This is a genomic window from Variovorax boronicumulans (assembly GCF_030812215.1).
GTDB classification, from domain to species: domain Bacteria; phylum Pseudomonadota; class Gammaproteobacteria; order Burkholderiales; family Burkholderiaceae_C; genus Variovorax; species Variovorax boronicumulans_C.
Map to the genome: position 1 here is coordinate 18,068 of NZ_JAUSSG010000006.1, position 24,083 is coordinate 42,150.

The window sequence follows — 24,083 nt, forward strand, 5'->3', positions numbered from 1 at the left end:
TTCTTACTGCAGCTTGAACGCCACCGGCGCCCCACCCAGCCCCGCGCGCGGCATCCAGGTGAAGACCGAGTCGACCGTCACCGTCTCGATGCGGTCCGAAAACCGTTTCTCGTTCGGGTGATCGTCGAAGGCGATGTTGGCCGAGCCGACACGGCCGCCCAGGCGGGTGAGCGGGCCGAGCTTGAGCGTGGTCGGCTCGTAGCCCTTGAACTGCATCCACGCCTGCGCGTGCGCGCGGGTGTTGATGGTGGCGGGCTCCATGGCCGCGGCCAGCGTCTCGATGGCCCACTGGTTCGACTGCTGGTACTTCTGTCCCCAGGCGTAGCTCACGATGCTGTAGGGCGCCACGTTCAGCCGCACGATGCGCGAGGGCGACTCGTTGAGCGCCGCCAGCAACTGCGCCTGCACCTGCGGCGTGGGAATGACCCAGGCCGCCTCGTAGCGCCAGAGGTCATCGAGGAAGAACTCGCCGAGCCCCTGGCGGTAGACCGCGGCCACGGCGGTGCCGCATTGGTTGAGCTTGTGCACCACGCGCCATGGGCCTTCGTCGGTCTTGTAGGCGATGCCCAGGTGCGAGTAGCGCAAGCCGTATTTGCCCAGGTCCTGCCCCGCACGCGCCAGCAGCACGACACGGGCGCCGCTCGCATCGAGTTGCTGCGACGTGCGCTCGGCCAGCTGCATGCCTTTGACGATGAGTTCCGGGCTCGGCCTGGCCTGCTCGCAGGAGCGGCCGGCCTGCGCCTGCAGCGCCGCGAACGCGAGCAGGCACACCGCAAGCGCGCGCTTCATGACAGCCTCTCGTTGTGCAACAGCGCGCGGCCGATGGCGTTCGGCACGAAGGCCAGCACCTCGCCGGCAGCCGAGAGCACGATGCCGCTGCCGATCACGCTGACCACCACGGCCGTGCCGACCGACGCGGCCGCACCGTTGGCCGCGCGCCCCATCACCTTGACGCTGGCGCGTGCGCCGTCGGACGCGCGTTCCAGCACATAGACGGTGCCGTCAGCCGATGCCTCGACGGCCACCACGGCGAGCGTCGAGCCGCCCACCGACAGCGCCGCAGGCACCGCGACCACGGCGGTGGCGGAAGCACCGACGACAGATGCCGCGCCGATCACCGAGGCAACCGGCATCAGCGAGAGCGCGACCGAAGCATCGCTCTGCGCCTGTGCATGGAGAGGAACCGCGACACCCGCGAACGCGGTGCAGACGGCGAGAGCAAGCGTGGCAATCGACTTTTTCATGACGTTCTTTCGTTGGTTGACGGTGGCTGAAGAATCGGCACTCATTCGGCCGAGGCGGAAGCGGCGGCTTCCTGGCGGGCGGCGCGGCGGCCTTGCAGGCGGGCGTCGATCAGGTCGGCTTCATGGCGGTCGCGCAGCGTCTTGGCCAGCGTGAAGGCCGAGCTGATGAGAAACAGCCAGCTCACACCCAGGAAGGCCTTGTAGGCATCGTTGATCTCCATGCGGACGAGGCCCCAGCCGGTCAGGCCCATCGCGGTGAAGAAGCTGCCCCAGACCACGAGGCGCCACATCGGCACGTCGCGGCTGGCGGCGCCTTCGGCCTGCTGGCTGTCGCGGATGAACTTCGCCAGCATGAAGGCGGTGCTCAGGCAGAACACGTAGCCCATCACCATGAACGCCCGGTCCAGCGCCTCGCCCGGCAGCCAGCTCAAGCCGGTGGCGCAGAGGAAGACGGCGACTGCGAACGACGCCCAGACCTGGAACTGCCAGGCCCGCGTGTCGCGCTGGATCGAAACGGTGGTGGATGAGAAGGGTTGCATGAGTGCCTCGCGGCGTTGTGAAGGTGGGCGAATGATGGTTCGCCACCGCACCGCGGGACTCGAATGCTTCGACCAGTTGCGGTTTTCGCCGCTACTGGTATCTCGTCAGGATACTTTTCAGGCCGTGAGCAATCCGCTCACGCGCTTCTGCAGCGCCTCGGGCTGCACCTCGACCGGCGGCACCGGCAGGCCGACGTTGAGGCCCACGCGGCTGTAGAAACCGCGGCGGAAGGGCTTGGCCATGGCCACCTGCTCGCCGCCGCGCAGCTCGATGCGGCTGAAGTACGAGCCCCAGAGATTGGTCAGCGCCATCGGGATCACCGGCGGTTCGATGCCCTCGGCGCGCGCACTCTCGACGATCTTCATCACCCCGCCCTTGAAGGGCTGCAGGTTGCCGTCGCGCGTGATCGCGCCCTCGGGGAAGATCGCGAGCAGGTCGCCCTCGCGCAGCACGGCCAGCGCCTTGGCGAAGGCCGCTTCGTAGGCCGCCGGATCTTCCTTCTGCGGCGCGATCGGGATCGCCTTGGCCAGCTTGAAGAGCCAGCCCAGCACCGGCACCTTGAAGATGCGGTGGTCCATGATGAAGCGGATCGGCCGCGGGCTCGCCGCCATCAGCAGCACCGCGTCGATGAAGCTCACGTGGTTGCACACCAGCACGGCCGCGCCCTCGGTGGGGATGTGCTCGTCGCCCTTGATGTCGAAGCGGTAGACAAAGCGCGACAGCACCCAGGCCACGAAGCGCAGCAGGTACTCGGGCACCAGCATGAAGATGTAGAACGCCACCACCGCGTTGGCGATGCCGGTGAACAGGAAGATCTGCGGAATCGTGAAGCCCGCGCCCAGCAGCGCGCCCGCGATGACCGAGCTGCCGATCATGAAGAGCGCGTTGAGGATGTTGTTCGCCGCGATGATCCGCGCCCGGTGCGTGGGCTGGCTGCGCAGCTGGATGAGCGCATACATCGGCACGCTGTAGAGCCCCGCGAAGAGCGAGAGCAGCGCCAGGTCGGCCATCACGCGCCAGTGCGCCGCCTGGTGCACGAAGGCGCCCAGGCCCATCTCGGCCACCTTCGGCAGCGCGCGCGAGGCGAAGTACAGATCGATCGCGAACACGCTCATGCCGATGGCGCCCAGCGGCACGAGGCCGATTTCCACCTGCCGGCGGCTCAGCGTTTCGCACAAAAGCGAGCCGACGCCGATGCCCACCGAAAACACCACCAGGAGCAGCGAGGCCACCTGCTCGTCGCCGTGCAGCACTTCCTTGGCAAAGCTCGGGAACTGGCTCAGGAACACCGCGCCGAAGAACCACATCCACGAAATACCCAGCAGCGAGCGGAACACCACCACGTTGCCGTGCGCGAGCTTCAGGTTGCGCCAGGTTTCGCTGAAGGGGTTCCAGTTGATGACCAGCCCCGGGTCGGTGGCCGGCGCCTGCGGAATGGCCTGCGCCACGCCCCGGCCGACCAGCGCGAGCAGCACGCAGGCCACGGCCACGCTCGTGTGGCCGATCTGCGGCACCGCCACCAGCAGGCCGCCCGCCACCTGGCCCAGCAGGATGGCGACGAAGGTGCCCATCTCGACCATGCCGTTGCCGCCGGTGAGCTCGCGCGAATCGAGCACCTGCGGCAGGTAGGCGAACTTGACCGGCCCGAACAGCGTGGAGTGCAGCCCCATGAGGAACACGCAGCCCAGCAGCACCACCGCGTTGGCGGTGACGAAGCCCCAGGCCGCGATCAGCATGATCGCGATCTCCAGGTTCTTGACGAAGCGGATCATCTTCGTCTTGTCGAACTTGTCGGTGAGCTGGCCGGCCGTGGCCGAGAACAGCAAGAAGGGCAGGATGAACAGCGCCCCGATCGCCAGGCCCGCCATGGCCGGCGGCATCCAGCTCAGCTGCAGCTGGTAGGTCACCATGACGGTGAAGGCGAACTTGAAGAGGTTGTCGTTCGCCGCGCCCGCAAACTGCGTCCAGAAGAAAGGCGCGAAGCGCCGCTGCTTGAGCAAGGCGAACTGGTTGGCGTGGGCGTTCGCTTCGTGAGGCGCCACGGGGGTGGCGGCAGCGGCGGGGGTTGTCATTCGAAGAATTCTCCTCAGGCCGTCAAGGCGGCTGCGTCGGGATTGTGCCGCAGCAGATCCTCTTGCCAGCCCTTCTCGAGCGACCTGAGCGCCATCAGAACCGGCAGGCCCGCCAGCGCCGCCGTCAGGTGCTTGAGCGTGTGGCCTGAGACCAGGTGCTGCGTGGCCTCGTAGATCTGCCGGTCGCCCATCTCGAAGGCCTTGGCCAGTGCGTAGAAGAAGATCACCCAGCCCAGCTTGAGCCCCAGGGCACCGCGCATCGGCCGGGCCATCGCCAGCACGAGCACCAGCGTCATGCCGCCGAACTGCACCAGCGCCCAGGGCATGACGTTGCCGGTTTCCTGCGACACCTCGGCCGCCAGCAGGCCCGCCGTCAGGACGAACCACGCGGCCGGCCAGCCGGCGCGCTGGCTCACCCGTTCGCATACCGCGATGCCGATCAGCCCCGCGAAGGCCACGGCCATGCCGGCGCGGTCCGCCGCGAGCCGGGGGGCGTCGGGCATGAGGTGATAGAAGGCCGAGCCGGCGGCCGTGGCGATGAGGCCGGCGAAGAAGAGCCAAGCGCAGTCCAGGGTGTTGTCAGGCGGATCGCTGGCCGGCGGCGCGAGCGGGAATTCGGCCAGCGCCTCCTGGTGCGAACGGTCGATCCGGTTGAGGCGATACAGCCCGAGGAGGCCGATGACCACGAACGGCAGGTTGCTCAGCACATCCATCGCATTGGGCAGCCCGTGCCAGGCCCGGTTGTCTGCGAAGACCGAGGCGAACGCCACGTCGGCAGCCGGCAGCACGGGGCCGAAGAAGGCGAGCAGCGTGAGCAGCGCAAAGGTGAAGAGCAGGGCGCGTTCGCGGCGGCTGAAGGCGGGCAAGAGCATGGCGGTCCTCGGTGGATGGGTAACGAGCCGCGGAATTTAGTTGCCAGCCTCTCTGGAGGCATCGAGAATCGATACGAGGCACTATTTCACACCCAACGGTATCCTTTTTTAATACCCACCCTGCGCCCCGCACCCCTCATGAGCACCACCGTCGACCTCGTACTCGCCCTCAAGAACGAACTCAAGAACGCCCGCATGACCTACGCCGACCTGGCCCGGTCGCTCGACATGGCCGAATCCAGCGTCAAGCGGATGCTGGCCAAGAGCGACATGCCGCTGTCGCGCGTCGATGCCATCTGCCGGGCTCTGAAGATCGATTTCGCCGAACTGGCCCGCCGCGTGGCCGACGCCCAGCCGCTCCTGAAGGAACTCACGCACGAGCAGGAAAAGGCGGTGGTCAAGGACAAGAAGCTGTTGCTGGTGGCCATCAGCGTGCTGAGCCAGTGGACGCTGGAACAGATCGTGGCCGCCTACCGCATCAGCGAGGCCGAGTGCATCGGCTGCCTCGCGCAGCTGGACCGCATCGGGATCATCGAGCTGCGCCCGCTCAACCGGTATCGCCTGAAGCTCGCCAAGACCTTCCGCTGGCGGCCGCACGGCCCGGTGATGGAGTTTTTCCGCGAGAACGTGGTGCTCGACTACTACCGCGGCGGCTTCGACGGCCCGGCCGAGGGCCTGCTGCTGGTGCACGGCTCGATCAGCCGCTCGCTGGCGCCGGCCTTCCTGGAGCGCCTGCAGCGCGTGGCGCAAGACTTCGCGCAGCAGCACCAAACCGACCAGAAGCTGTCGGCCAAGGACCGCGAGGGCTACACGCTGCTGCTGGGGATGCGGAACTGGGAGTTCGAGCTCTTCACCCGGCTTCGCCGAGCCTGAAGCTCAGGGCTTGGCGGCTTCGAGCGCGTCGCGGGTGGCGCGCGCGGCGTTCTTGGCCGCATCCGCGAAGTCTTCGCCCGACGAGGCGTAGATGATCGCCCGCGACGAGTTCACGATGATCGGCGCATCGGCCTTCCAGCCGGCGCGCACCGTGGCGACCGCATCGCCGCCCTGGGCGCCGACGCCCGGGATCAGCAGCGGCACCGTCGGTGCAAGCTCGCGCACCCGCTCGATTTCCGCCGGATAGGTCGCGCCCACCACGAGGCCGAGCTGGCCGTTGAGGTTCCACGGCCCTTGCGCCAGCTTGGCGACGTGTTCGTAGAGGAAGGGCTGGCCCTCGATGTCCGCCAGCCGCTGGCCCTGCAGGTCGGCGCCGCCCGGGTTGCTGGTGCGGCACAGCAGGAAGGCGCCCTTGCCTTCGTGCTTGAGGTACGGCGCCACCGAATCGAAGCCCATGAAGGGCGAGAGCGTCACCGCGTCGGCGCCATAGCGCTCGAAGGCTTCGATGGCGTATTGCTCGGCGGTCGAGCCGATGTCGCCGCGCTTGGCGTCCAGGATCACGGGCACGTGAGGCGCGTTGCGACGCATGTGCTCCATGAGTTTTTCGAGCTGGGCTTCGGCACGGTGCGCGGCGAAATAGGCGATCTGCGGCTTGAAGGCGATGACCAGGTCGGCCGTCGCGTCGACGATGCGCGCGCAGAAGTCATAGATGCTGGCGGCGTCGCCCTTGTATCCCCCGGGGAACCTGGCCGGCTCGGGATCGAGCCCCACGCAGAGCATCGAACCGTTTTTTTGCTGTGCGGCGGCCAGCTTGTCGAGAAAAGTCATGGGGCCCGATTTTAAGGACCCCATTTGGCAGCCTTACTTCGACGATGCCTGCTGGTCGGCGGCGAGGCACAGATCGGCCCAGGCACGCGCCTTGTCGGCTGGGTTTCGCAGCAGATACGCCGGGTGGTAAGTCGCCACCACCGGCACGCCGCCAACCACACCAGGTACCGACGCCAGCGGGACCGCGCGGCCGCGCAGCTTGCCGAGCGGATCGCCGCTCTGCATCAGGCTTTGCGCGGCCAGCGGGCCCATCGCCAGCACGACGCTCGGCGCGAGCGCGGCGGCGTGTTCTGCGAAGGATTCCGCCATCGCGCGCGGACTGCCGGGCTGGCCGGCGGCTACGCCGCGGTGCGTGCGCATCAGGTGCACCGGCGTCTTGCCGTCGTGCAGCTTCAGGGCGCGCAGCATGTTGTCGAGCAGCCGGCCGGCATCACCCGAGAACGGCTCGCCGTGGCGGCCGTCGGCCTCGGGGGGCATGTCGGCCACGACGAGCCAGCCGCCTTGCGGGGAGGCCGGGGTTTCGGCCGCGTCGGCATAGAGGCGGCAGGGCGCTTCAACCAGCACGGCGGCGCCTTGCGTGGCGGGCGTCGTGGCAGGCCGGGCAACCGGGGCGGGAGCCACCGGTCGGACAACGGGCGCGGGCGTTGGCGCGGCGACCGGCGCTTCTGCCACGTACCGCTCGGCGACCGGTTCCGGCGCTGCTGCGACCGCTTCTTCGACCACCGGCGCAGCCTCGGCCACCTCGGCCACTTCAGGCATCGGCCACCAGACCTTCACCCCCATCTCGTCGAGCATCGCGCGCTGGCGCGCATCGAGCTTCAATGTCTGCACGGCGGTCATTACTTCAGGGCTCCCCAGGCGGAGCCTGTTTCGTTCAAACGCAAACTCATCACGACCGCGTCTTCGCGCTTGCCTTCGAACGCCGGGTAGTAGCCCTTGCGCACGCCGACGCTGCGAAAGCCCTGGCGCGCATAGATCTCCAGCGCGCGCCGGTTGCTCTCGCGCACCTCCAGCCAGAGCCACTGCGCGCCCTCGGCGCGCGACCAGCCGGTGAGCGCCTCCAGCATCAGCGGCGCCCAGCCCTGGCGCTGGAAGGCCGGCGCCACGGTGATGTTGAGCAGATGCACCTCGTCCACGCCCTTCATGGCGACGAAATAGCCAATGAGCGTTTCGCCCAGGCTGGTGACCGGCGAGGTCACGCCCTCCGCGAGGCCAGGCGCCAGCAGGCATTGGCAGTGGTAGCCGACGGCCATCGAATCGGTGAAGTTCGCGCGCGTCCAGGGGTGCGTGTAGGCCGTCTGCTCGACTGCGCAGACGGCGTCGATCCGCTCGATGGTGAACGGCTCGAGGCGGGCTTCGACGGGCTGGAGGACAGCGCTCATGCGGTGGTGGGTGGCGTAACGGTGGCAGCAGCCGCCTTGATGGCGGCGCGCTCCTCGGTGGTTTGCGCCACTTTATCGCGAACATAGAGCGGCCAGGCCTGTGCGGCTGGCACGGTCCGCCCGGCGGCAAGCAGCGCGGGCGCCAGCCGCAGCATCGCGGTGGCGGTGGGCAGCGCTTCGCGACGGGCGGCGGCCGTCGCAAGGCGCGGACCGTAGGCGGCAAAGGCGTTGCCGGCGAGCGACCAGCCGGCGGGCACTTCGAGCGCCTCGGGAGACAGCAGCAGCGGCTCGTCGTCGCCGCCGAGCGGGCCGGCCGCGTCGAAGTCGTAGCGCGCGGCGTAGAGCTGGTCCATGCGCGCATCGAGCACGGCGACGACCTGCCGGGCGCCGAAGGCGTGGCGCGCCTCCTCGGCCACGGCCAGCAGCGTATCGACCGGCAGCAGCGGCACGTTGGCGCCGAAGGCCAGGCCCTGCGCCACCGAGCAGGCCGTGCGCAGCCCCGTGAACGACCCGGGTCCGCGGCCGAAGACGATGGCATCGAGATCGCCCAGCGCCAGCCCGGCATCGGCCAGCAATTGCTGGATCAGCGGCAGCAGCGTGGTCGAGGCCTGTGCGCCGCCGACGCCGTTGTGTGCGAGCAGCTGCTCGCCGTTCTGCACGGCCACCGACAGGTGCTCGGTGCTGGTGTCGAAGGCGAGGAGGCGGGACGCGATGGGCATCCCCCGATTATCGAGGGCGCCCCGAGGCGATGTCCGCGCGGGGATGTATCAGCCGGCCCCCGGATCGTCGCTCCGCAGAATCGCGAGCCCCGCGTTGCGCAACGGCGCCAGCGCCTTCGCGGGCGCGTCCGGCGATACCAGCAGGCTGGTCGCCGCGGTGACGGGGTTGATCACCCAGGCCGACGCCGCGCCGAGCTTTTCGGACGAGGCCAGCACCACGGTCTCGGCCGACGCGGCCATCAGCGCGCGCTTGATCTCGGCCTCCTCGATGTCGCCGGTGGTCAGCCCCGCCTCGGCATGCACGCCCGCGACACCCATGAAGTACGTGTCGGCGTGCACGCGCGCGATGGCGCCCATGGCCGCGGCGCCCACCGCCACCAGCGAATGCTTGAAGAGGCGACCGCCGATCAGCACCACCTCCAGCTGCGTGTGCGAAACCAGCTCGATCGCCACCGAGGGGCTGTGCGTCACCACCGTCGCCTGCAGGTTCCTGGGCAAGTGGCGCGCGAGCTGCACGGCCGTGGTGCCGCCGTCGATGAAGACCACCTGCCCGGGCTTGACGAGGCGCGCGGCGGCGCGGCCGATGGCCACTTTCTCGTCGGGCGCGAGCTGCTGACGGCTCGCGAAATCGGTGTCGGCCGGCGCAATGGGCAGCGCGCCGCCGTGCACGCGCTGCAAAAGCCCTTCGGCCGCCAGTTCGCGCAGGTCGCGGCGGATGGTGTCTTCGGAAAGCGCGAGTTCTTCGCTGAGCGACTTGGCGACGACATTGCCGTCACGCTGCAGGACCGAGAGGATGTGTTGCTTGCGCTGGCGGGTGAGCATCGGCCGATGGTAGCTGGCTTGCACGCTTTCTGCACGAATTTTCTTGTTATTGCACGAATCTGCATTCGCACCTATGCTCACCGCCATGACCCTCCAAGACCGCGTCCGGGTGCACGAAGTCACCCTCCTTTCCGACAACTGGTACACGCTCAAGACCACGCGTTTCGAGTGGCGGCGCAACGACGGCCAGTGGCAACGCATGGACCGCGAGACCTATGACCGCGGCAACGGTGCGACGCTGCTGCCCTACAACCTCGCGCAGCGCACGGTGCTGCTGACGCGGCAGTTCCGCTACCCAGCCTTCGTCAACGGCCACGACGACCTGCTGATCGAAGCCGCCGCGGGCCTGCTGGACAACGCGGCGCCGGAGGAGCGCATCCGCGCCGAAGTGGAAGAGGAGTTGGGCTACCGGCTCGGCACCGTGCAGAAGATTTTCGAGAGCTTCATGAGCCCGGGCTCGGTGACCGAGAAGCTGCACTTCTTCATTGCGCCCTACGAGCCCGCGATGCGCATCGGCGACGGCGGCGGACTGGCCGAGGAGGGCGAGGACATCGAGGTGCTCGAACTGGGCATCGACGAAGCGCTCGCGATGGTGGCGGACGGCCGCATCGCCGACGCCAAGACGGTGATGCTGCTGTATCACGCGAAGCTGCACGTCTTTGCCACCTGAACGGCAGATGAGCGGCAGATGAGCGGCAGGCACGCCCGGGATAATCGCCGGATGCCCTTCGCCCCTCGCCTGATCCCCTCCCTCTTCGTCTCCCTCGCCACGCTGGCTGCGGCCAGCGCCTTCGCCCAGCAGGCCCTTCCCACCGGCATGGATGCCGCCCTGGCGCGCGCCAAGGTATCGCGCGAGACGGTGACGATGCTGGTGGTCGATGCCGACGGCACCCGCCCGCCGCGCCTGGCCTGGCGCACGCAGGTGCCGGTGAACCCGGCATCGATGATGAAGCTGGTCACCACCTACGCGGCGCTCGACCTCCTCGGCCCGGCCTACAGCTGGAACACGCCGGTGTACGTCGAGGGCACGGTGAACAACGGCGTGCTCGACGGCAACCTCTACATCAAGGGCCAGGGCGATCCGAAGCTGGTGCTCGAGCGCGTGTGGCTGATGCTGCGCCATGTGCAGGGCCTGGGCATCACCACGGTGAGCGGCGACATCGTGATCGACCGCAGCGCCTTCGAGAACACGGCCGAGAACGACCCGAGCGCCTTCGACGGTGAGCCGCTGCGGCCCTACAACGCCTCGCCCGATGCGCTCTTGATCAACTTCAAGTCGGTCAACATGACCTTCGCGCCCGACCGCGCCGGGCAGATCGCGCGCGTGAGCTACGAGCCACCGCTCGCGAGCGTGGCGATGCCGGCCACGGTGCCGCTCGTGCCCGGCGAATGCGGCGACTGGCGCACCGCGTTGCGCACCGATTTCAGCGACGTCAACCGCATCCGCTTCAACGGCGGCTTTCCGGCCGCCTGCGGCGAGAAGAGCTGGGCCGTGGCCTACGGCGATCCGCGCACCTACAGCCTGCGCGCGCTCGGCGGCATGTGGGCCGAGATGGGCGGGCGCGTCGGCGGGCAGATGCGCGAAGGCCGCGTGCCCGCGGGCCTGAAGCCAGCCTTCGATTTCGGCTCGCCGCCGCTCGCCGAGGTGATCCGCGACATCAACAAATACAGCAACAACGTGATGGCGCAGCAGGTGTTCCTCACCATCGGCCTCACGCAGAAGAACCGCGGCACTTTCGAGGCCTCGCGCAGCGCGCTGGGGCAATGGTGGCGCGACCGCATCGGCACTGGCGAGGCGCCGCCGGTGTTCGAGAACGGTTCGGGCCTCTCGCGCGACGAGCGCATCAGCGCGGCCGCGCTCGGCAAGATGCTGCAGGTGGCGTGGCGCTCGCCGGTGATGCCGGAGCTGATGTCCTCGCTGCCCGCCTCGGGCGTCGACGGCACGCTGAAGAAGCGCGCGCTGCGCTCAGGCGGCGCCGCGCACCTGAAGACCGGCACGCTGCGCGACGCCTCGGGCGTGGCCGGCTACGTGCACGGTGCGAGCGGCCGGCGCTACGTGCTGGTGGCCATCGCCAACGGCGAGAACGCGGGCGCCACGCGCGCCGCGTTCGACGCGCTGGTCGACTGGGCTGCGCAGGACAACTGACCTGGCGGATGCACGGCCGCACATCACGGGCCGTCTATTGAGATCTCTTGTTGACAATTGCCGGCTTGCGCGCGGCCAGGGCGCCGAACAGAATCGGACGGTCGTTCTATTCCAAACAGGTCCATAGGGATCATCCAACGCAGGAGACACGCCTTGAAGAAGCCCCAATTTCCCTCGCCCAACCCGATGCGCAAGACGGCCGCCCTGACGGCGCTCGCCGGCGCAACCTTGTTGCTGCTCGCCGCCTGTGGCGGCGGTGGTGACGGCGGCGGGGGCATAGGCGTGATCATTCCTCCCCCGCCCGCGCCCGACAACGGCCGGGGCTCGGTGGTCACCAGCCCGCCGGAGCAGACCGCCAAGCTGTCGGCCGACCAGTTCCGCGCCAGCCTGCAGGCCAGCGACCAGGGCAAGGCGCTGCTGCAGGTGGCGGGCACGCCCAAGTGCGGCGTCGACCTGCGCTACCTCGAATACCGCACCGTCGGCGGAAAAAGCGAAGCCACCAACGCCACCGCCGCGATCATGGTGCCCACCGGTTCCGACACGGCCTGCAGCGGCCAGCGGCCCGTGGTGCTTTACGCCCACGGCACCACCGCCGCCAAGAGCTACAACCTGGCCAAGTGGACCGACACCTCTCAGCCGGCCGCCGGCGAGGGCCTGATGGTCGCCGCCATGTTCGCGGCGCAGGGCTATATCGTGGTCGCGCCCAACTATGCGGGCTACGACAAGTCGACGCTGCCCTACCACCCGTACCTCAACGGCGACCAGCAGGGCAAGGACATGGTCGATGCGCTCACCGCGGCGCGCAAGACCTTCTCGGACATCGGCGCGAACGCCGCCAGCTCGCTGTTCATCACCGGCTACTCGCAGGGCGGCTACGTGGCGATGGCGGCGCACCGCGAGATGCAGGCCACGGGCAAGACCGTGACCGCCTCGGCGCCGCTGTCGGCGCCCTCGGCCATCAGCCTCCTGACCGACTACACCTACCAGGGCTGGCCGGCGCTGGGCGCGACGCTGTTCGTGCCGCTGCTGTCGACCAGCTGGCAGCAGCAGTTCGGCAACGTCTACAACGCCACCAGCGACGTGTACGAAGCGCAGTACGCCACCGGCATCGACACCCTGCTGCCGAGCCCCACGCCGGGCACGCTGTTCTCCAGCGGCAAGCTGCCGCAGCTGGCGCTGTTCCCGGCGAACGCCACGCCGGGGCCGGTGAGCCCCGAGCTGTCGATCTTCTACGGCGCGAACAACCTCATCAAGCAGAGCTTCCTCACGCAGGCGGCCGGCGATATCCAGGCCACGCCCTGCCCTGGCAATGCGCTGCCGGCCACCCCGGCGTCGCTGGGCTCGGCCTCGCCGCTGGACTGCAGGCCGGCCACCGGCTTCCGCAAGGCGGCATTGGCCAACGACCTGCGCAACTGGGTGCCGACCCGGCCGATGCTGATGTGCGGCGGTGCCAACGACCCAACGGTGAACTTCGTGAGCACCCGCGCCACGTCCGGCTATTTCCGCGCCAAGGGCGTGCCGGCCGCCGCGCTGGCGGTGGTGGACCTGGAAGATTCGGCCGCGATCGACGCCTACTCGGCCGCCCGTGCCGGCTTCGCGCAGGCCAAGGACCTGCTGGCACAAAGCACGCCCGGCAGCGCGGCCGACAAGGCACAAGCGGTGACGCTCGCCTACCACGGCACGCTGGCGCCGCCGTTCTGCCTCGCGTCGGCACGCGGCTTCTTCCAGGGTGTGTTGGCTTCCGGGGGCTGAGGCCAAGGCTTGCCCCAGGCTGGGCGGCACCTCGTGTCCGCTTCGCCCTCCCCCTGCCTCGGGGGGCAACACCTGAGGCCCGGCAAAGCCGGTGCCTCGGTGTTCCGGATCAGGCGGCCGAAGCTCGCTGAAGGCGGTCGCGCACGCCTTCCCATTCGGGCGTGTCGGGCGGCGTCTCGACCCAGATCAACTTGACGCCCTGCGCGTCGAACTCGCGCAGTACCGCGAACAGCTGGTGCGCGCTGGCGGCCGCGTCGTCGGGCATGCGCCGCTGCAGCACGCGCTGCGAACGGCAGCGCAGGCTGGTGCGCGACCAGACGGCGATGTGCGCGGCATTGGCGCCGAGCACGTCGAGGCCCGTCTGCAGCGCCTTGGCATCCATCAACCGCACCTTGGCGTTCGGCGCGTAGTGCGCCTCCAGCGTGCCCGAGGCGCGCGGGTCGGGAGTTTCGAGCACGTCGCGGTCGCTGAGCTTTTCGCCGCAGGCCGCTTCGATCTGGGCGCGCGTGATGAGGCCGGGGCGCAGCAGCACGGGCGCGCCGCGGCTGCAGTCGACGATGGTCGATTCGATGCCGACCTCGCAGGCGCCGCCATCGACCACCGGCACCGCCTCGCCGAACTCCTCGTACACATGCTGGGCAGTGGTCGGGCTCACCCGGCCGAAGCGGTTGGCGCTCGGCCCCGCGACGCCCGGCACGCCCTGCTCGGCGCAGGCTTCGAGCAGCGCCTGGGCCACGGGATGCGAGGGGCAGCGCAGGCCGATGGTGTCCTGCCCACCCGCCGCCGCGGCGCCCACGCCGGGCTGGCGCGTGACGATCAGCGTGAGCGGACCGGGCCAGAAGGCCTGCACCAGCTTCTGCGCGAAGAGCGGCAGCGGCTGGGCAAAGCGCGAGAGCGCCTCGGTGCCCTTGATGCCGGCCGCGACATGCACGATCAGCGGATGGTCGGCCGGCCGCCCCTTGGCCTTGAAGATCCCGGCCACGGCCATGTCGCTGCTCGCGTCGGCGCCCAGGCCGTAGACGGTCTCGGTCGGGAATGCGACGAGGCCGCCCGCGCGCAGCACGCGCACGGCCTCGGCAATGGCTTCGGGGGATTGGCCGTCGAGGATCATGCGAGGCCGGTCACTTCCACCGGCGGCAGTCCCAGCAGCAGCGCAGCCTGCGAGGCATTGGCGCGTACGCTCTCCAGCGTGGCGCCGGTGAGGGTCAAGTGGCCCATCTTGCGGCCGGGCCGCGGCTCGATCTTTCCGTAGAGGTGCAGGTGCACGCCGGGCAGCGCGAGCACGTCGCTCCAGCGCGGCGAGACCGGCTTTTCTTCACCCGAGGTGAACCACAGGTCGCCCAGCAGGTTCAGCATGATCGCGGGGCTGTGCTGGCGCGGCGCTGCGAGCGGCAGCCCGGCGAGCGTGCGCACCTGCAGCTCGAACTGCGACACGTCGCAGGCTTCCATCGTGTAGTGGCCGCTGTTGTGCGGGCGCGGCGCCATTTCGTTAACGACCAGCGAGCCGTCGGCCAGCGCGAAGAACTCGACGCACAGCACGCCCACGTAGCCCAGGCCGTTGGCGATGCTTTTCGCGGAATTGACCGCGCCCTGCGCCACCGTCTTGGGCATGTTCAGCGCATGCACCTCGGTGACGGCCAGGATGCCGTCGCGGTGCAGGTTGCGCTGGGGCGGAAAGTGCACGACCTGCCCGTCGCGCCCGCGCGCGAGGATCACCGAGCACTCGAATTCGAGCGGCAGCAGCTTCTCGAGCACGCAGGGCACGCAGCCGGTGGCCTGCCAGGCCTCGACCAGCTCGGCGCGCGTCTTCACGCGCTGCTGGCCCTTGCCGTCGTAGCCCAGCCGCGCGGTCTTCAGGATGCCGGGCAGGAGGTGGTCTTCGACGGCGGCGAGCTGGGCCGCGGTCTCGATGGCCGCATAGGGCGCGCAGGGCACGCCGCAGCGGGTGAAGTGCGCCTTCTCGGCGATGCGGTTCTGCGCGATGGCGATGGCCGAGGCGTTGGGCGACACGGGACGCGCCACGGCCAGGTGCTCCAGCGAGGGCGCGGGCACGTTCTCGAACTCGGTCGTGACCGCATCCGCCAGGCCGGCGAGACGGGCGAGGCCGTCGACATCGGCGTAGTCGGTGTGGATGTGGTGGTGGCTCACCCGGCCGGCAGGGCTGTCGGCGTCGGGGTCGAGCACCGCGGTGAAGTAGCCCATGCGCTGGGCGGCATGCGCGAACATGCGGCCCAGCTGGCCGCCCCCGAGCACGCCGAGCGTGGCGCCCGGGAGGATGGGCAGGTCGCCGTTCTTGGTCACAGGGCACCTCCGCCTTGCGGCGAGAAAGGGGAAACCGCAGGGGCCTCGCCGGCGGGGGCCGGCGGCAGCGTCATGGCTTCGGCGGCGGCCGTCTGGGCCGTGCGGAAGGCGTCGAGCTTCGCGCGCAGCGCCGGGTTGTTCACCGCCAGCATCGCCACCGCGAACAGCGCCGCATTGGCCGCGCCGGCGTTGCCGATCGCAAAGGTGGCCACCGGCACGCCCTTGGGCATCTGCACGATGCTGTAGAGGGAATCGACGCCCTGCAGGTGGCGGCTGGCGACCGGCACGCCGAGCACCGGCACCGTGGTTTTCGAGGCCAGCATGCCCGGCAGGTGGGCCGCGCCGCCCGCGCCCGCGATGATCGCGGTGAGCCCGCGCCCGGCGGCGCTTTCGGCGTACGCGAACAGCGCATCGGGCATCCGGTGGGCCGAGACCACCTTTGCTTCGTGCCCGATTCCGAATTGCTGGAGAATCTCGACCGCGTTGCGCATCGTCTCCCAATCGGAGCTCGAGCCCATCACTACACCGACCTGAATGGTTTCGTTCATGGTTTCAATTTTACGTTTCACCCCCAGTTGGTTCCGATGATCGACATCACTCTCGAAAATTTCCAGGCCGAGCTGATCGAAGGCTCCGTCGCCACGCCGGTGCTGCTGGACATCTGGGCCGAATGGTGCGGCCCCTGCAAGCAGCTCGGACCGGTGCTCGAAAAGCTCGAGGTCGAGTACGCCGGCCGCTTCACGCTGGCCAAGCTGGACGCCGACAAGGTGCCCCAGATTTCGTCGCAACTCTCCGAGATGTTCGGTGTGCGCAGCATCCCGTTCTGCGTGATGTTCAAGGACGGCCAGCCGGTCGACGGCTTCGTCGGCGCCATTCCGGCCGAGAAGATCCGCGAATTCCTCGACAAGCACGTGCCCGGCGCCGACGAGGCCGAAGCCGCTTCGGAAGAAGCCGCTGCGCAGGAAGCGCTGGCCGAGGGCGACACCGAGGGCGCGCTCGAGAAACTGCAGCATGCCGTGGCCACCGATCCGGCCAACGACGACGCCCGCTTCGACTACATCAAGCTCTTGCTGCAGGAAGGCCGCGTCGATGACGCCAAGGTCGCCTTCGCGCCGGTGATCGCCAAGACCGGGCTGGTGCGCCGTTTCGATGCGCTGCAGCGCTGGATGGACGCCATCGATTTCGCGGTGCCGGTTTCGGGCCCTGCGCCCGCGATCGCCGAGTTCGATTCGAAGATCGCCGCCAACAAGCGCGATTTCGACGCCCGCTTCGGCCGCGCCCGCCTCCTGATGGCCGAACAGCGCTGGACCGACGCGATGGACGAGCTGCTCGACATCCTGATGCGCGACAAGACCTGGAGCGAAGACCTCGCCCGCAAGACCTACATCGCGATCCTCGATGTGATCGAGCCTCCGAAGGTGAAAGTGGCCGACGGGCAGATTCCGCCGGACGATCCGGTCGTGGCCACCTACCGCCGCCGTCTCAGCAGCGTGGTGCTGAGCTGAAAGTAGAAAATGCGCAGCTTGATGCGCATTGAATTTAAAAAGCGACCTAAGGGTCGCTTTTTTATTGCCTGTTTATCCCCAAATAGATAGCATTGCTACTCAATCTGAAGAAAAAGCGTACGCCAATGCTCCAACTCACCGAAGAACTTGAAAAAGCCCGCAAGGCCGGCGGCCTGAGCCAGGAAGCGCTGGCCACACAGGCCGGCCTCTCGCGCATGACGGTGCAGCGCATCGAAAGCGGCCAGATCGATCCGCGGCTCTCGACGTTGCTCGAAATGGCGCGCGTGCTGGGGCTCGAGCTGATGCCCGTGCCCGCCACCTTGCGCCCGCAGCTCGAAGACTTCGTGCGCTCGGGAGGCCGCCTGCTCGGGCAGCCGGCAGGCGTGGGCGCACCGCCCTCCATCGCGCAGAGCCTGGCCGACGAAAGCCGGTGAGCACCCGCGCCGCTTTCAACACCGGCATCCGCTACCTGCGGATGCATCTGCATGCGCCTAACGGCGGGCGGCGCGCCATCGGCTATCTCTCGCAGTACGGCGACATCCTGCGCGTGTCGTTCGACGAGGCGTACATCGCCGACGCCGGCCGCCCGACGCTGTCGCTCGCCTACCGCGGTGCGGATGAAGCCGCGACCCGCGCGATCCTGGCCTCGGCGCGCGACGCCCGCGTCTCGCGCAGCGACGGCCATTGGCCGAGCTACTTCCAGAACCTGCTGCCCGAAGGCCACAACCGCGAGCGCCTCGCGCAGCAGCGCGGCTGCGCGGCCGACGACGAGTTCGAGCTGCTGGCAGCAGCCGGCCACGACCTGATGGGTGCGCTCGAGGTCGAGCCGGTGCCCACGGCCGAAGGCATTCCCGACACCGTGCGCCACTGGCACACGGCGCTCGGCCTGGACGTGCTGGAGCCCGGCTTCGTCGAGATGCCGGTGGAAGACGCCGCCGCCATTCCCGGCGTGGTGACCAAGTTCTCGGCCGTGCAGGACGGGCGGCGCTACGTGGTACGCCGCCACGGGGCAGCGGGCTCTTTCATCCTCAAGCTGCCGAGCACGCGGCATCCGGACCTGGTCGACAACGAATTCACCGGCTATCGCCTCTGCGGCGCGCTGGGCCTCGATTGCGCCGAAGCCAGCGTGATCGGCCGCGCCGACGCCGACCTGCCCGAGCAGGTGCGCTTCGAGCAAATACTCGCGGTGCGGCGCTTCGACCGTACCCCGGAGGGCGGGCGCATCCACATGGAGGAGTTCGCGCAGGTGCTGCAGTACGAGCCCCGGCAGAAATACGGCCGGGGCCTGGCGGTCGACTGGCCCGCGATGCTGCGCGTGCTCGACCGGCTCTCGCCCAACCCCGTGGCCGACGTGCGCGAGTGCGTGCGGCGCATCGTCGCCTTCATCCTGCTAGGCAACAGCGACGCGCACCTGAAGAACTGGGCGCTGCGTTACCCCGATGGCGTGGCGCCGGTGCTGGCGCCGCTGTACGACCCGGTCTGCGTGGCCGCCTTCTTCGAGGATGTGCCGGCCGGCGACTACGCCGTGAACCGCGCGATCGACGCGAAGCTGTGCGCCTTCGACTGGCCGGCGCTTGACGCCTTGCTGCGCTCGGCCGGCTTGCTGCGCCCCGCGCGACTCATGGCGATTGCCCGCGACACGGTGCGCCAGGCACAAGCCGAATGGCCCGCGCTGCTCGCCCAGGACGGCACGCCGGCCAGCGTGCGGCGCTGCGTGGAGGCCCGGCTGGCGGGCGGTGTGGCGCTGGCGTCATTGGCGAGCTAGGCCACCTCGCATACGATGGCGCCCGATTCAACTTGTTGCAGATGCAAAAGGAAAGACTGGCCATGCGTTCCTTCGCCCGCCACATTGCGCTCCCCGTTCTTGCAACGGCCGCGCTGCTGACCACCTTGACCGGCTGCGGGAGCGGCATCAGCCTGGACGAACCCATCGAAGGCCCGGTGTGGCGCCTCGCGCAGCTGGGCGACGAACCCATTGCGCCGGGCGGCGATGCGCAGATCCAGTTCGACCGCAGCAGCGGGCGCGTCAGCGGTTCGGGAGGATGCAACCGCGTGTCGGGCACTTTCACGCGCAGCGGCATCACGCTGAAGATCGGGCAACTGGCGTCCACGCGCATGGCCTGCGCCGACCCGGTGCGCGGCGCCAACGAGGCGCAGTTCCTTTCGGCCCTGCAGAGCACGACGAGCTACAGCCTCGCGCCGGGGCGGCTGGCGCTGCTGGATGCGGGCGGGCGGACCGTGGCGACGTTGAGCTCGGGGACGCGCTGAAGAAGATCAGCCCGTGAGGCGCTCCAACGCCTCGCGGTACTTGGCCGCAGTCTTTTCGATCACCTCGGCCGGCAGGCGCGGCGCCGGCGGCGTCTTGTCCCAGGGCTTGCCGTTGATCTTGGTGGCCTCGAGCCAGTCGCGCACGAACTGCTTGTCGTAGCTCGGCGGGTTGGTGCCGGCGGCCAGCGCGGCCTCGTAGCCTTCGACGGGCCAGTAGCGCGAGCTGTCGGGCGTGAGCACTTCGTCCATCAGCACCAGCGTGCCGGCTTCGTCCAGGCCGAACTCGAACTTGGTGTCGGCAATGATCATTCCCTTGGTGAGGGCGATCTGCGCGGCGGTTTCGTAGATGGCGATGCTGGTCTCGCGGATCTGCTGCGCCAGCTTGGGGCCGACGATCTCGACCACGCGGTCATAGCTGATGTTCTCGTCATGCTCACCGGCCGCAGCCTTGGCGGCGGGCGTGAAGATCGGGCGCGGCAGCTTGCTCGCGTTGGTCAGGCCCTCGGGCAACGGCACGCCGCAGACCGAGCGCGATTCCTGGTATTCCTTCCAACCACTGCCGGCCAGGTAGCCGCGCACCACGGCTTCGACCGGAATCGGCTTCAGGCGCTTGACCAGCATCGAGCGCTTGGTGACCTGGGGCACTTCCTCGGCGGTAACCACGCTCTCGGGCGCATCGCCGGTCAGGTGGTTGGGGCACAGCTGGCCGAGCCGCTCGAACCACCACAGCGCCATCTGCGTGAGGATCTCGCCCTTGCCGGGAATCGGCTCGCCCATGATCACGTCGAAGGCGCTTAGCCGGTCGCTCGCGACCATCAGGATGCGGTCCTCGCCGACGGCGTAGTTGTCGCGCACCTTGCCGCGCGCAAGCAGGGGCAGGCTCTGGATGGAGGAGGTGTGGACGGTGGTCATGGAAACAGAGGGAAAGAGAGGCTGTGGGGAAACGGGTGACGGGAAAGCGGATTGTGCGCGCAGAAAAAAGCCACCGCGAACGGTGGCCTTCGAATCGCGGGAGAAGTTCCTAGACGACTTCCTGGGCCAGTTCGCCCTTGGCGTACTTGGCAGCTACGACCTGCAGCGTGTCGCCCTTGATCTTGGCGCCCTGGCCTTCGCAGCCGAACTCGATGTAGCGCTGCTTGCAGATCAGCTTGGCGGCTTCGCGCGCGGGCTTGAGCCACTCGCGGGCGTCGAACTTCTCGGGGTTCTCGGCCAGGAACTTGCGCACCGCGCCGGTCATGGCCAGGCGGATGTCGGTGTCGATGTTGATCTTGCGCACGCCGTGCTTGATGGCTTCCTGGATTTCCTTGACCGGCACGCCGTAGGTTTCCTTCATGTTGCCGCCGTACTGGCGAATGATTGCCAAGAGCTCCTGCGGCACGCTCGACGAGCCGTGCATCACCAGGTGGGTGTTGGGAATGCGGCGGTGGATTTCCTTGATGCGGTCGATCGCCAGGATGTCGCCGGTGGGCTCGCGGGTGAACTTGTAGGCGCCGTGGCTGGTGCCGATGGCGATGGCCAGCGCGTCGATCTGGGTGCGCTTGACGAAGTCGGCGGCCTGCTCGGGGTCGGTCAGCAGTTGCTCGCGCGTCATGGTGTCGTCGGTGCCGTGGCCGTCTTCCTTGTCGCCCTTCATGGTTTCGAGCGAACCGAGGCAGCCGAGCTCGCCTTCGACGGTCACGCCCAGGCGATGGGCCATGTCGGACACCTTCTTGGTGACGTCCACGTTGTAGTCGTAGCTGGCGATGGTCTTGCCGTCGGCTTCGAGCGAGCCGTCCATCATGACCGAGCTGAAGCCCAGGTCGATGGCGCCCTTGCAGACGTCGGGGTTCTGGCCGTGGTCCTGGTGCATGACCAGCGGGATGTTCGGGTACTGCTCGATCGCGGCCTGGATCAGGTGCTTGATGAAGGCTTCGCCTGCGTATTTGCGTGCGCCTGCACTGGCTTGCAGGATGACGGGCGCGCCGGTTTCCTTGGCGGCCTCCATCACGGCCTGGACCTGTTCGAGATTGTTGACGTTGAAGGCCGGAATGCCGTAGCCATTGGCTGCGGCGTGGTCCAGCAGTTCGCGCATCGAGACGAGTGCCATGAGAAATACCTCGCGGGAATTAGGGGAAAAAGAAGGCTGAAAGACGAGAAAAACTGCCGTAATTCTACCGAGCCCCCTTGTGGGACAGGACTGACGCCAACCCGAGGAAGTCCATGACCGGCGGCAGCACCGGACCACCCAGCCACTGCAACGGCTTGCCGAACGCGCCGATCAACGTGACGTGGCTGAGGTTGTCGAACAGCTGCACCTGCACCGGAACCCCGGCGGCGCGCAGTGCCGCGGCCATCTGGCCGGTGTTGCGGTCGGGGTAGACGAGGTTGTCCCTGGACGCCGCCATGAGCAGTGCGCGGGGCGACGCGGCGCTTGCATGCGCGAGCGGCTGCGAGTCGCGCGGCGTGTTCGGCCAGTTGAAGGCGGCTTGCGCCCGCGGGTCGCCGATGGGCAGGAAGTCGTAGGGGCCGGCCAGGCCGATCCAGCCCGCGAGCTGCCCCGGGCTCGCGCCGAGTTCGCCGAGCCAGCGATCGTCCAGCGCCACCATCGCGGCGTTGTAGCCGCCCGAGCTGTGGCCCATGACGTAGACCTGCTTCGGGTCGGCGCCGAGCTGTGCGGCGTTGTCGAGCGCCCATTTGACGGCCAGCGCGCTGTCGCGCACGAAGACCGGGTAGGTGAAGGCGGGCGAGAGGCCGTAGTCGGGAATCACGACCACCGCGCCGCGGGCGGCCAGCGCCTCGCCGACGAACTTGTAGCTGGCGCGGTCGCCGGTGGTCCAGGTGCCGCCGAAGAAGAACACCACCAGCGGACGGCTGCCGCGGGCCGGCGGCGTGGCGGGCAGCGGCTGGTAGACGTCGAGCTGCTGCCGGGGCGCGGCGCCATAGGTCATGCCGCCCTGGAACTGGTAGGTGTCTTCCGGCACCAGCCCGTTGAGCACCTTGATGGGGGAGCAGGCCGACAGCACGGCGGCTGCGGTGACCGTGAAGGCGGTGGCAATGGCGCTGCGGCGCCGGCGCAGGGAAGCGAAAGTGGGAAAGCTCATCGCATCAGTACGCACGCAGACGAGCCGCGGTTTCGTCAGATGGGAAGCTGCGTCGTCGACAGCACCTGCTTCAGGACCACGAAGGTGCGGATCTGCCGTACGCCCGGCAAGTACAGCAATTGCTCCGCGTGCAGACGGTTGAAGCTGTCGTTGTCACGGGTGCGCACCAGCATGAAGTAGTCGAACTCCCCCGAGACCACATGGCATTCGAGACAGCCCGAGACCTTCTGCGCGGCCTTCTCGAAGTCGGCAAAGGAGTCTGGTGTGGAGCGGTCGAGCACCACGCCGATCATCACCAGCATGCCGACCTCCAGCGCGTCCGGATCGAGCAGCGCGACGATGCCCTTGATGAACCCGGCCTCCTTCAGCCGCTCGACGCGGCGCAGGCACGCGGGGGCACTGAGATTGACCTTGGCGGCCAGCGCCACATTCGACACCGAGGCATCGCGCTGCAGCGCGCGCAGGATGGCGCGATCGGTGCGATCGAGCTCCATCGAGGGACGCAACTTTGTTGTGCTCATCGACCAATCCTTGAACTGAAAGTCATCCAACGGCATATCTTGCCTTCTTTTTTCAAGAAATTACCTTGAATTTCGCAAGCACGTTGCAGCCCCTTCTTTCTACGATCAATGGCTTCAACCCCCTCGGAGCCGCGTCGATGAACCTGAAGAAATTTCCCCGCCACGCCCTGACCTTCGGCCCCACGCCGATCCATCCGCTCAAGCGCCTGAGCGCGCACCTGGGCGGCAAGGTCGAGCTCTACGCCAAGCGCGAGGACTGCAACAGCGGCCTCGCCTTCGGCGGCAACAAGACCCGCAAGCTCGAATACCTGATCCCCGAGGCGCTCGAAGGCGGCTACGACACGCTGGTGTCCATCGGCGGCATCCAGTCGAACCAGACGCGGCAGGTCGCCGCGGTGGCGGCGCACCTGGGCCTGAAGTGCGTGCTGGTGCAAGAGAACTGGGTCAACTACTCGGACGCGGTGTACGACCGTGTCGGCAACATCGAGATGTCGCGCATCATGGGCGCCGACGTGCGCCTGGACGCAGCCGGCTTCGACATCGGCATCCGCAAGAGCTGGGAAGACGCGATGGAAAGCGTGCGCCAGGCCGGCGGCAAGCCTTTTCCGATTCCGGCGGGTTGCTCCGAACATCCGAGGGGCGGCCTGGGCTTCGTGGCCTTCGCCGAAGAAGTGCGCCAGCAGGAAGCCGAACTCGGCTTCAAGTTCGACTACGTCGTGGTTTGCGCCGTGACCGGCAGCACGCAGGCCGGCATGGTGGTCGGCTTCGCGGCCGATGGCCGCGCCGACCGCGTGATCGGCATCGACGCCTCGGCCAAGCCGCAGCAGACCTTCGACCAGATCCTGCGCATCGCCAAGAACACGGCCGAGCTGGTCGAACTGGGCCGCGACATCACCGAAAAAGACGTGGTGCTCGACCGCCGCTTCGGCGGGCCGGAATACGGACTGCCGAACGAAGGCACGCTGGAGGCGATTCGCCTGAGCGCGCGCTTCGAAGGCATGCTGACCGACCCTGTGTACGAGGGCAAGTCGATGCACGGGATGATCGAGAAGGTGCGACTCGGAGAGTTTCCGGCCGGATCGAAGGTGCTGTATGCGCACCTGGGCGGTGTGCCCGCCCTGAACGCCTACAGCTTCCTGTTCAGGAACGGCTGATCGA

The 24,083-nt window shown here is 68.4% G+C and carries 26 protein-coding genes; 9 read left to right on the forward strand and 17 right to left on the reverse strand.

What is annotated here, in order from left to right; all coding sequences use genetic code 11:
* Positions 1-3 precede the first annotated feature (3 nt).
* From J2W23_RS16710 to J2W23_RS16730, 5 genes are all read right to left on the reverse strand, one after another.
* Positions 4-789 (reverse strand): DUF2145 domain-containing protein, encoded by a 786-nt coding sequence (locus J2W23_RS16710; RefSeq protein WP_307649520.1) that lies wholly within the window; start codon positions 787-789, stop codon positions 4-6.
* Positions 786-1,244, reverse strand: coding sequence for a hypothetical protein (locus J2W23_RS16715; protein ID WP_307649521.1), 459 nt, complete (start codon positions 1,242-1,244; stop codon positions 786-788). Before J2W23_RS16715 ends, J2W23_RS16710 begins: the two co-directional genes overlap by 4 nt.
* 41 nt (positions 1,245-1,285) lie before the next feature.
* Positions 1,286-1,783: a YiaA/YiaB family inner membrane protein gene (locus tag J2W23_RS16720; protein WP_307649522.1), complete on the reverse strand. Its 498-nt coding sequence runs from the start codon at positions 1,781-1,783 to the stop codon at positions 1,286-1,288.
* 117 nt (positions 1,784-1,900) lie between these two features.
* Positions 1,901-3,856, reverse strand: coding sequence for an MFS transporter (locus tag J2W23_RS16725; protein ID WP_307649523.1), 1,956 nt, complete (start codon positions 3,854-3,856; stop codon positions 1,901-1,903).
* A gap of 14 nt (positions 3,857-3,870) precedes the next feature.
* Complete coding sequence (locus tag J2W23_RS16730) at positions 3,871-4,728, reverse strand: hypothetical protein (RefSeq protein ID WP_307649524.1); 858 nt, start codon at positions 4,726-4,728, stop codon at positions 3,871-3,873.
* Between the two features lie 138 nt (positions 4,729-4,866).
* On the opposite strand from J2W23_RS16730, the gene J2W23_RS16735 reads away from it, so the two are divergent.
* Complete coding sequence (locus J2W23_RS16735) at positions 4,867-5,601, forward strand: helix-turn-helix domain-containing protein (RefSeq protein ID WP_176661327.1); 735 nt, start codon at positions 4,867-4,869, stop codon at positions 5,599-5,601.
* 3 nt (positions 5,602-5,604) lie between these two features.
* Here J2W23_RS16735 and pyrF read toward each other — a convergent pair whose 3' ends face one another.
* Genes pyrF through J2W23_RS16760 form a run of 5 tightly spaced genes read right to left on the reverse strand, consistent with a single transcriptional unit; the run spans position 5,605 to position 9,352 of the window.
* A complete protein-coding gene (gene pyrF, locus J2W23_RS16740) occupies positions 5,605-6,429 on the reverse strand; it encodes an orotidine-5'-phosphate decarboxylase (RefSeq protein ID WP_176661326.1) in 825 nt (274 codons plus the stop codon).
* Between the two features lie 33 nt (positions 6,430-6,462).
* Positions 6,463-7,269, reverse strand: coding sequence for a uracil-DNA glycosylase family protein (locus J2W23_RS16745; protein ID WP_307649525.1), 807 nt, complete (start codon positions 7,267-7,269; stop codon positions 6,463-6,465).
* Entirely contained in the window at positions 7,269-7,811 is a 543-nt protein-coding gene (rimI, locus tag J2W23_RS16750) for a ribosomal protein S18-alanine N-acetyltransferase (protein ID WP_176661324.1), read from the reverse strand. Before rimI ends, J2W23_RS16745 begins: the two co-directional genes overlap by 1 nt.
* Positions 7,808-8,530 carry a tRNA (adenosine(37)-N6)-threonylcarbamoyltransferase complex dimerization subunit type 1 TsaB gene (gene tsaB / locus J2W23_RS16755; protein ID WP_307649526.1) on the reverse strand — a complete coding sequence of 241 codons (723 nt, stop codon included), beginning with the start codon at positions 8,528-8,530 and terminating at the stop codon, positions 7,808-7,810. Before tsaB ends, rimI begins: the two co-directional genes overlap by 4 nt.
* A gap of 48 nt (positions 8,531-8,578) precedes the next feature.
* Positions 8,579-9,352, reverse strand: a complete 774-nt coding sequence (locus J2W23_RS16760) for a DeoR/GlpR family DNA-binding transcription regulator (protein WP_307649527.1) — start codon at positions 9,350-9,352, stop codon at positions 8,579-8,581.
* Positions 9,353-9,437: 85 nt separating this feature from the next.
* Between J2W23_RS16760 and J2W23_RS16765 the strand changes: the two genes are divergently transcribed.
* The 3 genes from J2W23_RS16765 (at position 9,438) to J2W23_RS16775 (ending at position 13,250) form a co-directional block, all read left to right on the forward strand.
* Positions 9,438-10,022: a GDP-mannose pyrophosphatase gene (locus tag J2W23_RS16765; protein WP_307649528.1), complete on the forward strand. Its 585-nt coding sequence runs from the start codon at positions 9,438-9,440 to the stop codon at positions 10,020-10,022.
* Positions 10,023-10,073: 51 nt separating this feature from the next.
* Positions 10,074-11,498, forward strand: a complete 1,425-nt coding sequence (gene dacB / locus J2W23_RS16770; RefSeq protein ID WP_307649529.1) for a D-alanyl-D-alanine carboxypeptidase/D-alanyl-D-alanine endopeptidase — start codon at positions 10,074-10,076, stop codon at positions 11,496-11,498.
* Positions 11,499-11,684: 186 nt separating this feature from the next.
* A complete protein-coding gene (locus J2W23_RS16775) occupies positions 11,685-13,250 on the forward strand; it encodes an alpha/beta hydrolase family protein (protein WP_307649793.1) in 1,566 nt (521 codons plus the stop codon).
* 109 nt (positions 13,251-13,359) lie between these two features.
* On the opposite strand, the gene J2W23_RS16780 is transcribed toward J2W23_RS16775, so the two are convergent.
* Genes J2W23_RS16780 through purE form a run of 3 tightly spaced genes read right to left on the reverse strand, consistent with a single transcriptional unit; the run spans position 13,360 to position 16,099 of the window.
* Positions 13,360-14,361 (reverse strand): L-threonylcarbamoyladenylate synthase, encoded by a 1,002-nt coding sequence (locus tag J2W23_RS16780; protein ID WP_176661320.1) that lies wholly within the window; start codon positions 14,359-14,361, stop codon positions 13,360-13,362.
* Complete coding sequence (locus J2W23_RS16785; RefSeq protein WP_176661319.1) at positions 14,358-15,551, reverse strand: 5-(carboxyamino)imidazole ribonucleotide synthase; 1,194 nt, start codon at positions 15,549-15,551, stop codon at positions 14,358-14,360. Before J2W23_RS16785 ends, J2W23_RS16780 begins: the two co-directional genes overlap by 4 nt.
* The gene (purE, locus tag J2W23_RS16790; RefSeq protein ID WP_206176169.1) at positions 15,548-16,099 is read right to left on the reverse strand and encodes a 5-(carboxyamino)imidazole ribonucleotide mutase; all 552 of its coding nucleotides are present in this window, start codon (positions 16,097-16,099) and stop codon (positions 15,548-15,550) included. The genes J2W23_RS16785 and purE overlap by 4 nt, the downstream gene beginning before the upstream one ends.
* Before the next feature lie 36 nt (positions 16,100-16,135).
* Here purE and J2W23_RS16795 point away from each other — a divergent pair, with 36 nt between their 5' ends.
* From J2W23_RS16795 to J2W23_RS16810, 4 genes are all read left to right on the forward strand, one after another.
* Complete coding sequence (locus J2W23_RS16795; RefSeq protein WP_307649530.1) at positions 16,136-17,056, forward strand: tetratricopeptide repeat protein; 921 nt, start codon at positions 16,136-16,138, stop codon at positions 17,054-17,056.
* 125 nt (positions 17,057-17,181) lie between these two features.
* Positions 17,182-17,490 carry a helix-turn-helix domain-containing protein gene (locus J2W23_RS16800; protein WP_013544157.1) on the forward strand — a complete coding sequence of 103 codons (309 nt, stop codon included), beginning with the start codon at positions 17,182-17,184 and terminating at the stop codon, positions 17,488-17,490.
* A gap of 41 nt (positions 17,491-17,531) precedes the next feature.
* Positions 17,532-18,821, forward strand: coding sequence for a type II toxin-antitoxin system HipA family toxin (locus J2W23_RS16805; protein ID WP_307649794.1), 1,290 nt, complete (start codon positions 17,532-17,534; stop codon positions 18,819-18,821).
* 62 nt (positions 18,822-18,883) lie between these two features.
* Positions 18,884-19,324: an META domain-containing protein gene (locus tag J2W23_RS16810; protein WP_307649531.1), complete on the forward strand. Its 441-nt coding sequence runs from the start codon at positions 18,884-18,886 to the stop codon at positions 19,322-19,324.
* Between the two features lie 6 nt (positions 19,325-19,330).
* Here J2W23_RS16810 and J2W23_RS16815 read toward each other — a convergent pair whose 3' ends face one another.
* From J2W23_RS16815 to J2W23_RS16830, 4 genes are all read right to left on the reverse strand, one after another.
* Positions 19,331-20,236 carry a phosphoribosylaminoimidazolesuccinocarboxamide synthase gene (locus J2W23_RS16815; RefSeq protein ID WP_042577435.1) on the reverse strand — a complete coding sequence of 302 codons (906 nt, stop codon included), beginning with the start codon at positions 20,234-20,236 and terminating at the stop codon, positions 19,331-19,333.
* A gap of 109 nt (positions 20,237-20,345) precedes the next feature.
* On the reverse strand, positions 20,346-21,410 hold the full coding sequence (gene fba / locus J2W23_RS16820) for a class II fructose-bisphosphate aldolase (protein WP_013544161.1): 1,065 nt from the start codon (positions 21,408-21,410) through the stop codon (positions 20,346-20,348).
* A 64-nt stretch (positions 21,411-21,474) separates the two neighbouring features.
* Positions 21,475-22,404 (reverse strand): alpha/beta hydrolase, encoded by a 930-nt coding sequence (locus J2W23_RS16825; RefSeq protein WP_307649532.1) that lies wholly within the window; start codon positions 22,402-22,404, stop codon positions 21,475-21,477.
* A 35-nt stretch (positions 22,405-22,439) separates the two neighbouring features.
* Positions 22,440-22,925, reverse strand: a complete 486-nt coding sequence (locus J2W23_RS16830) for an Lrp/AsnC family transcriptional regulator (protein WP_307649533.1) — start codon at positions 22,923-22,925, stop codon at positions 22,440-22,442.
* A 137-nt stretch (positions 22,926-23,062) separates the two neighbouring features.
* On the opposite strand from J2W23_RS16830, the gene J2W23_RS16835 reads away from it, so the two are divergent.
* A complete protein-coding gene (locus J2W23_RS16835; RefSeq protein WP_307649534.1) occupies positions 23,063-24,079 on the forward strand; it encodes a 1-aminocyclopropane-1-carboxylate deaminase in 1,017 nt (338 codons plus the stop codon).
* Positions 24,080-24,083: the final 4 nt, after the last annotated feature.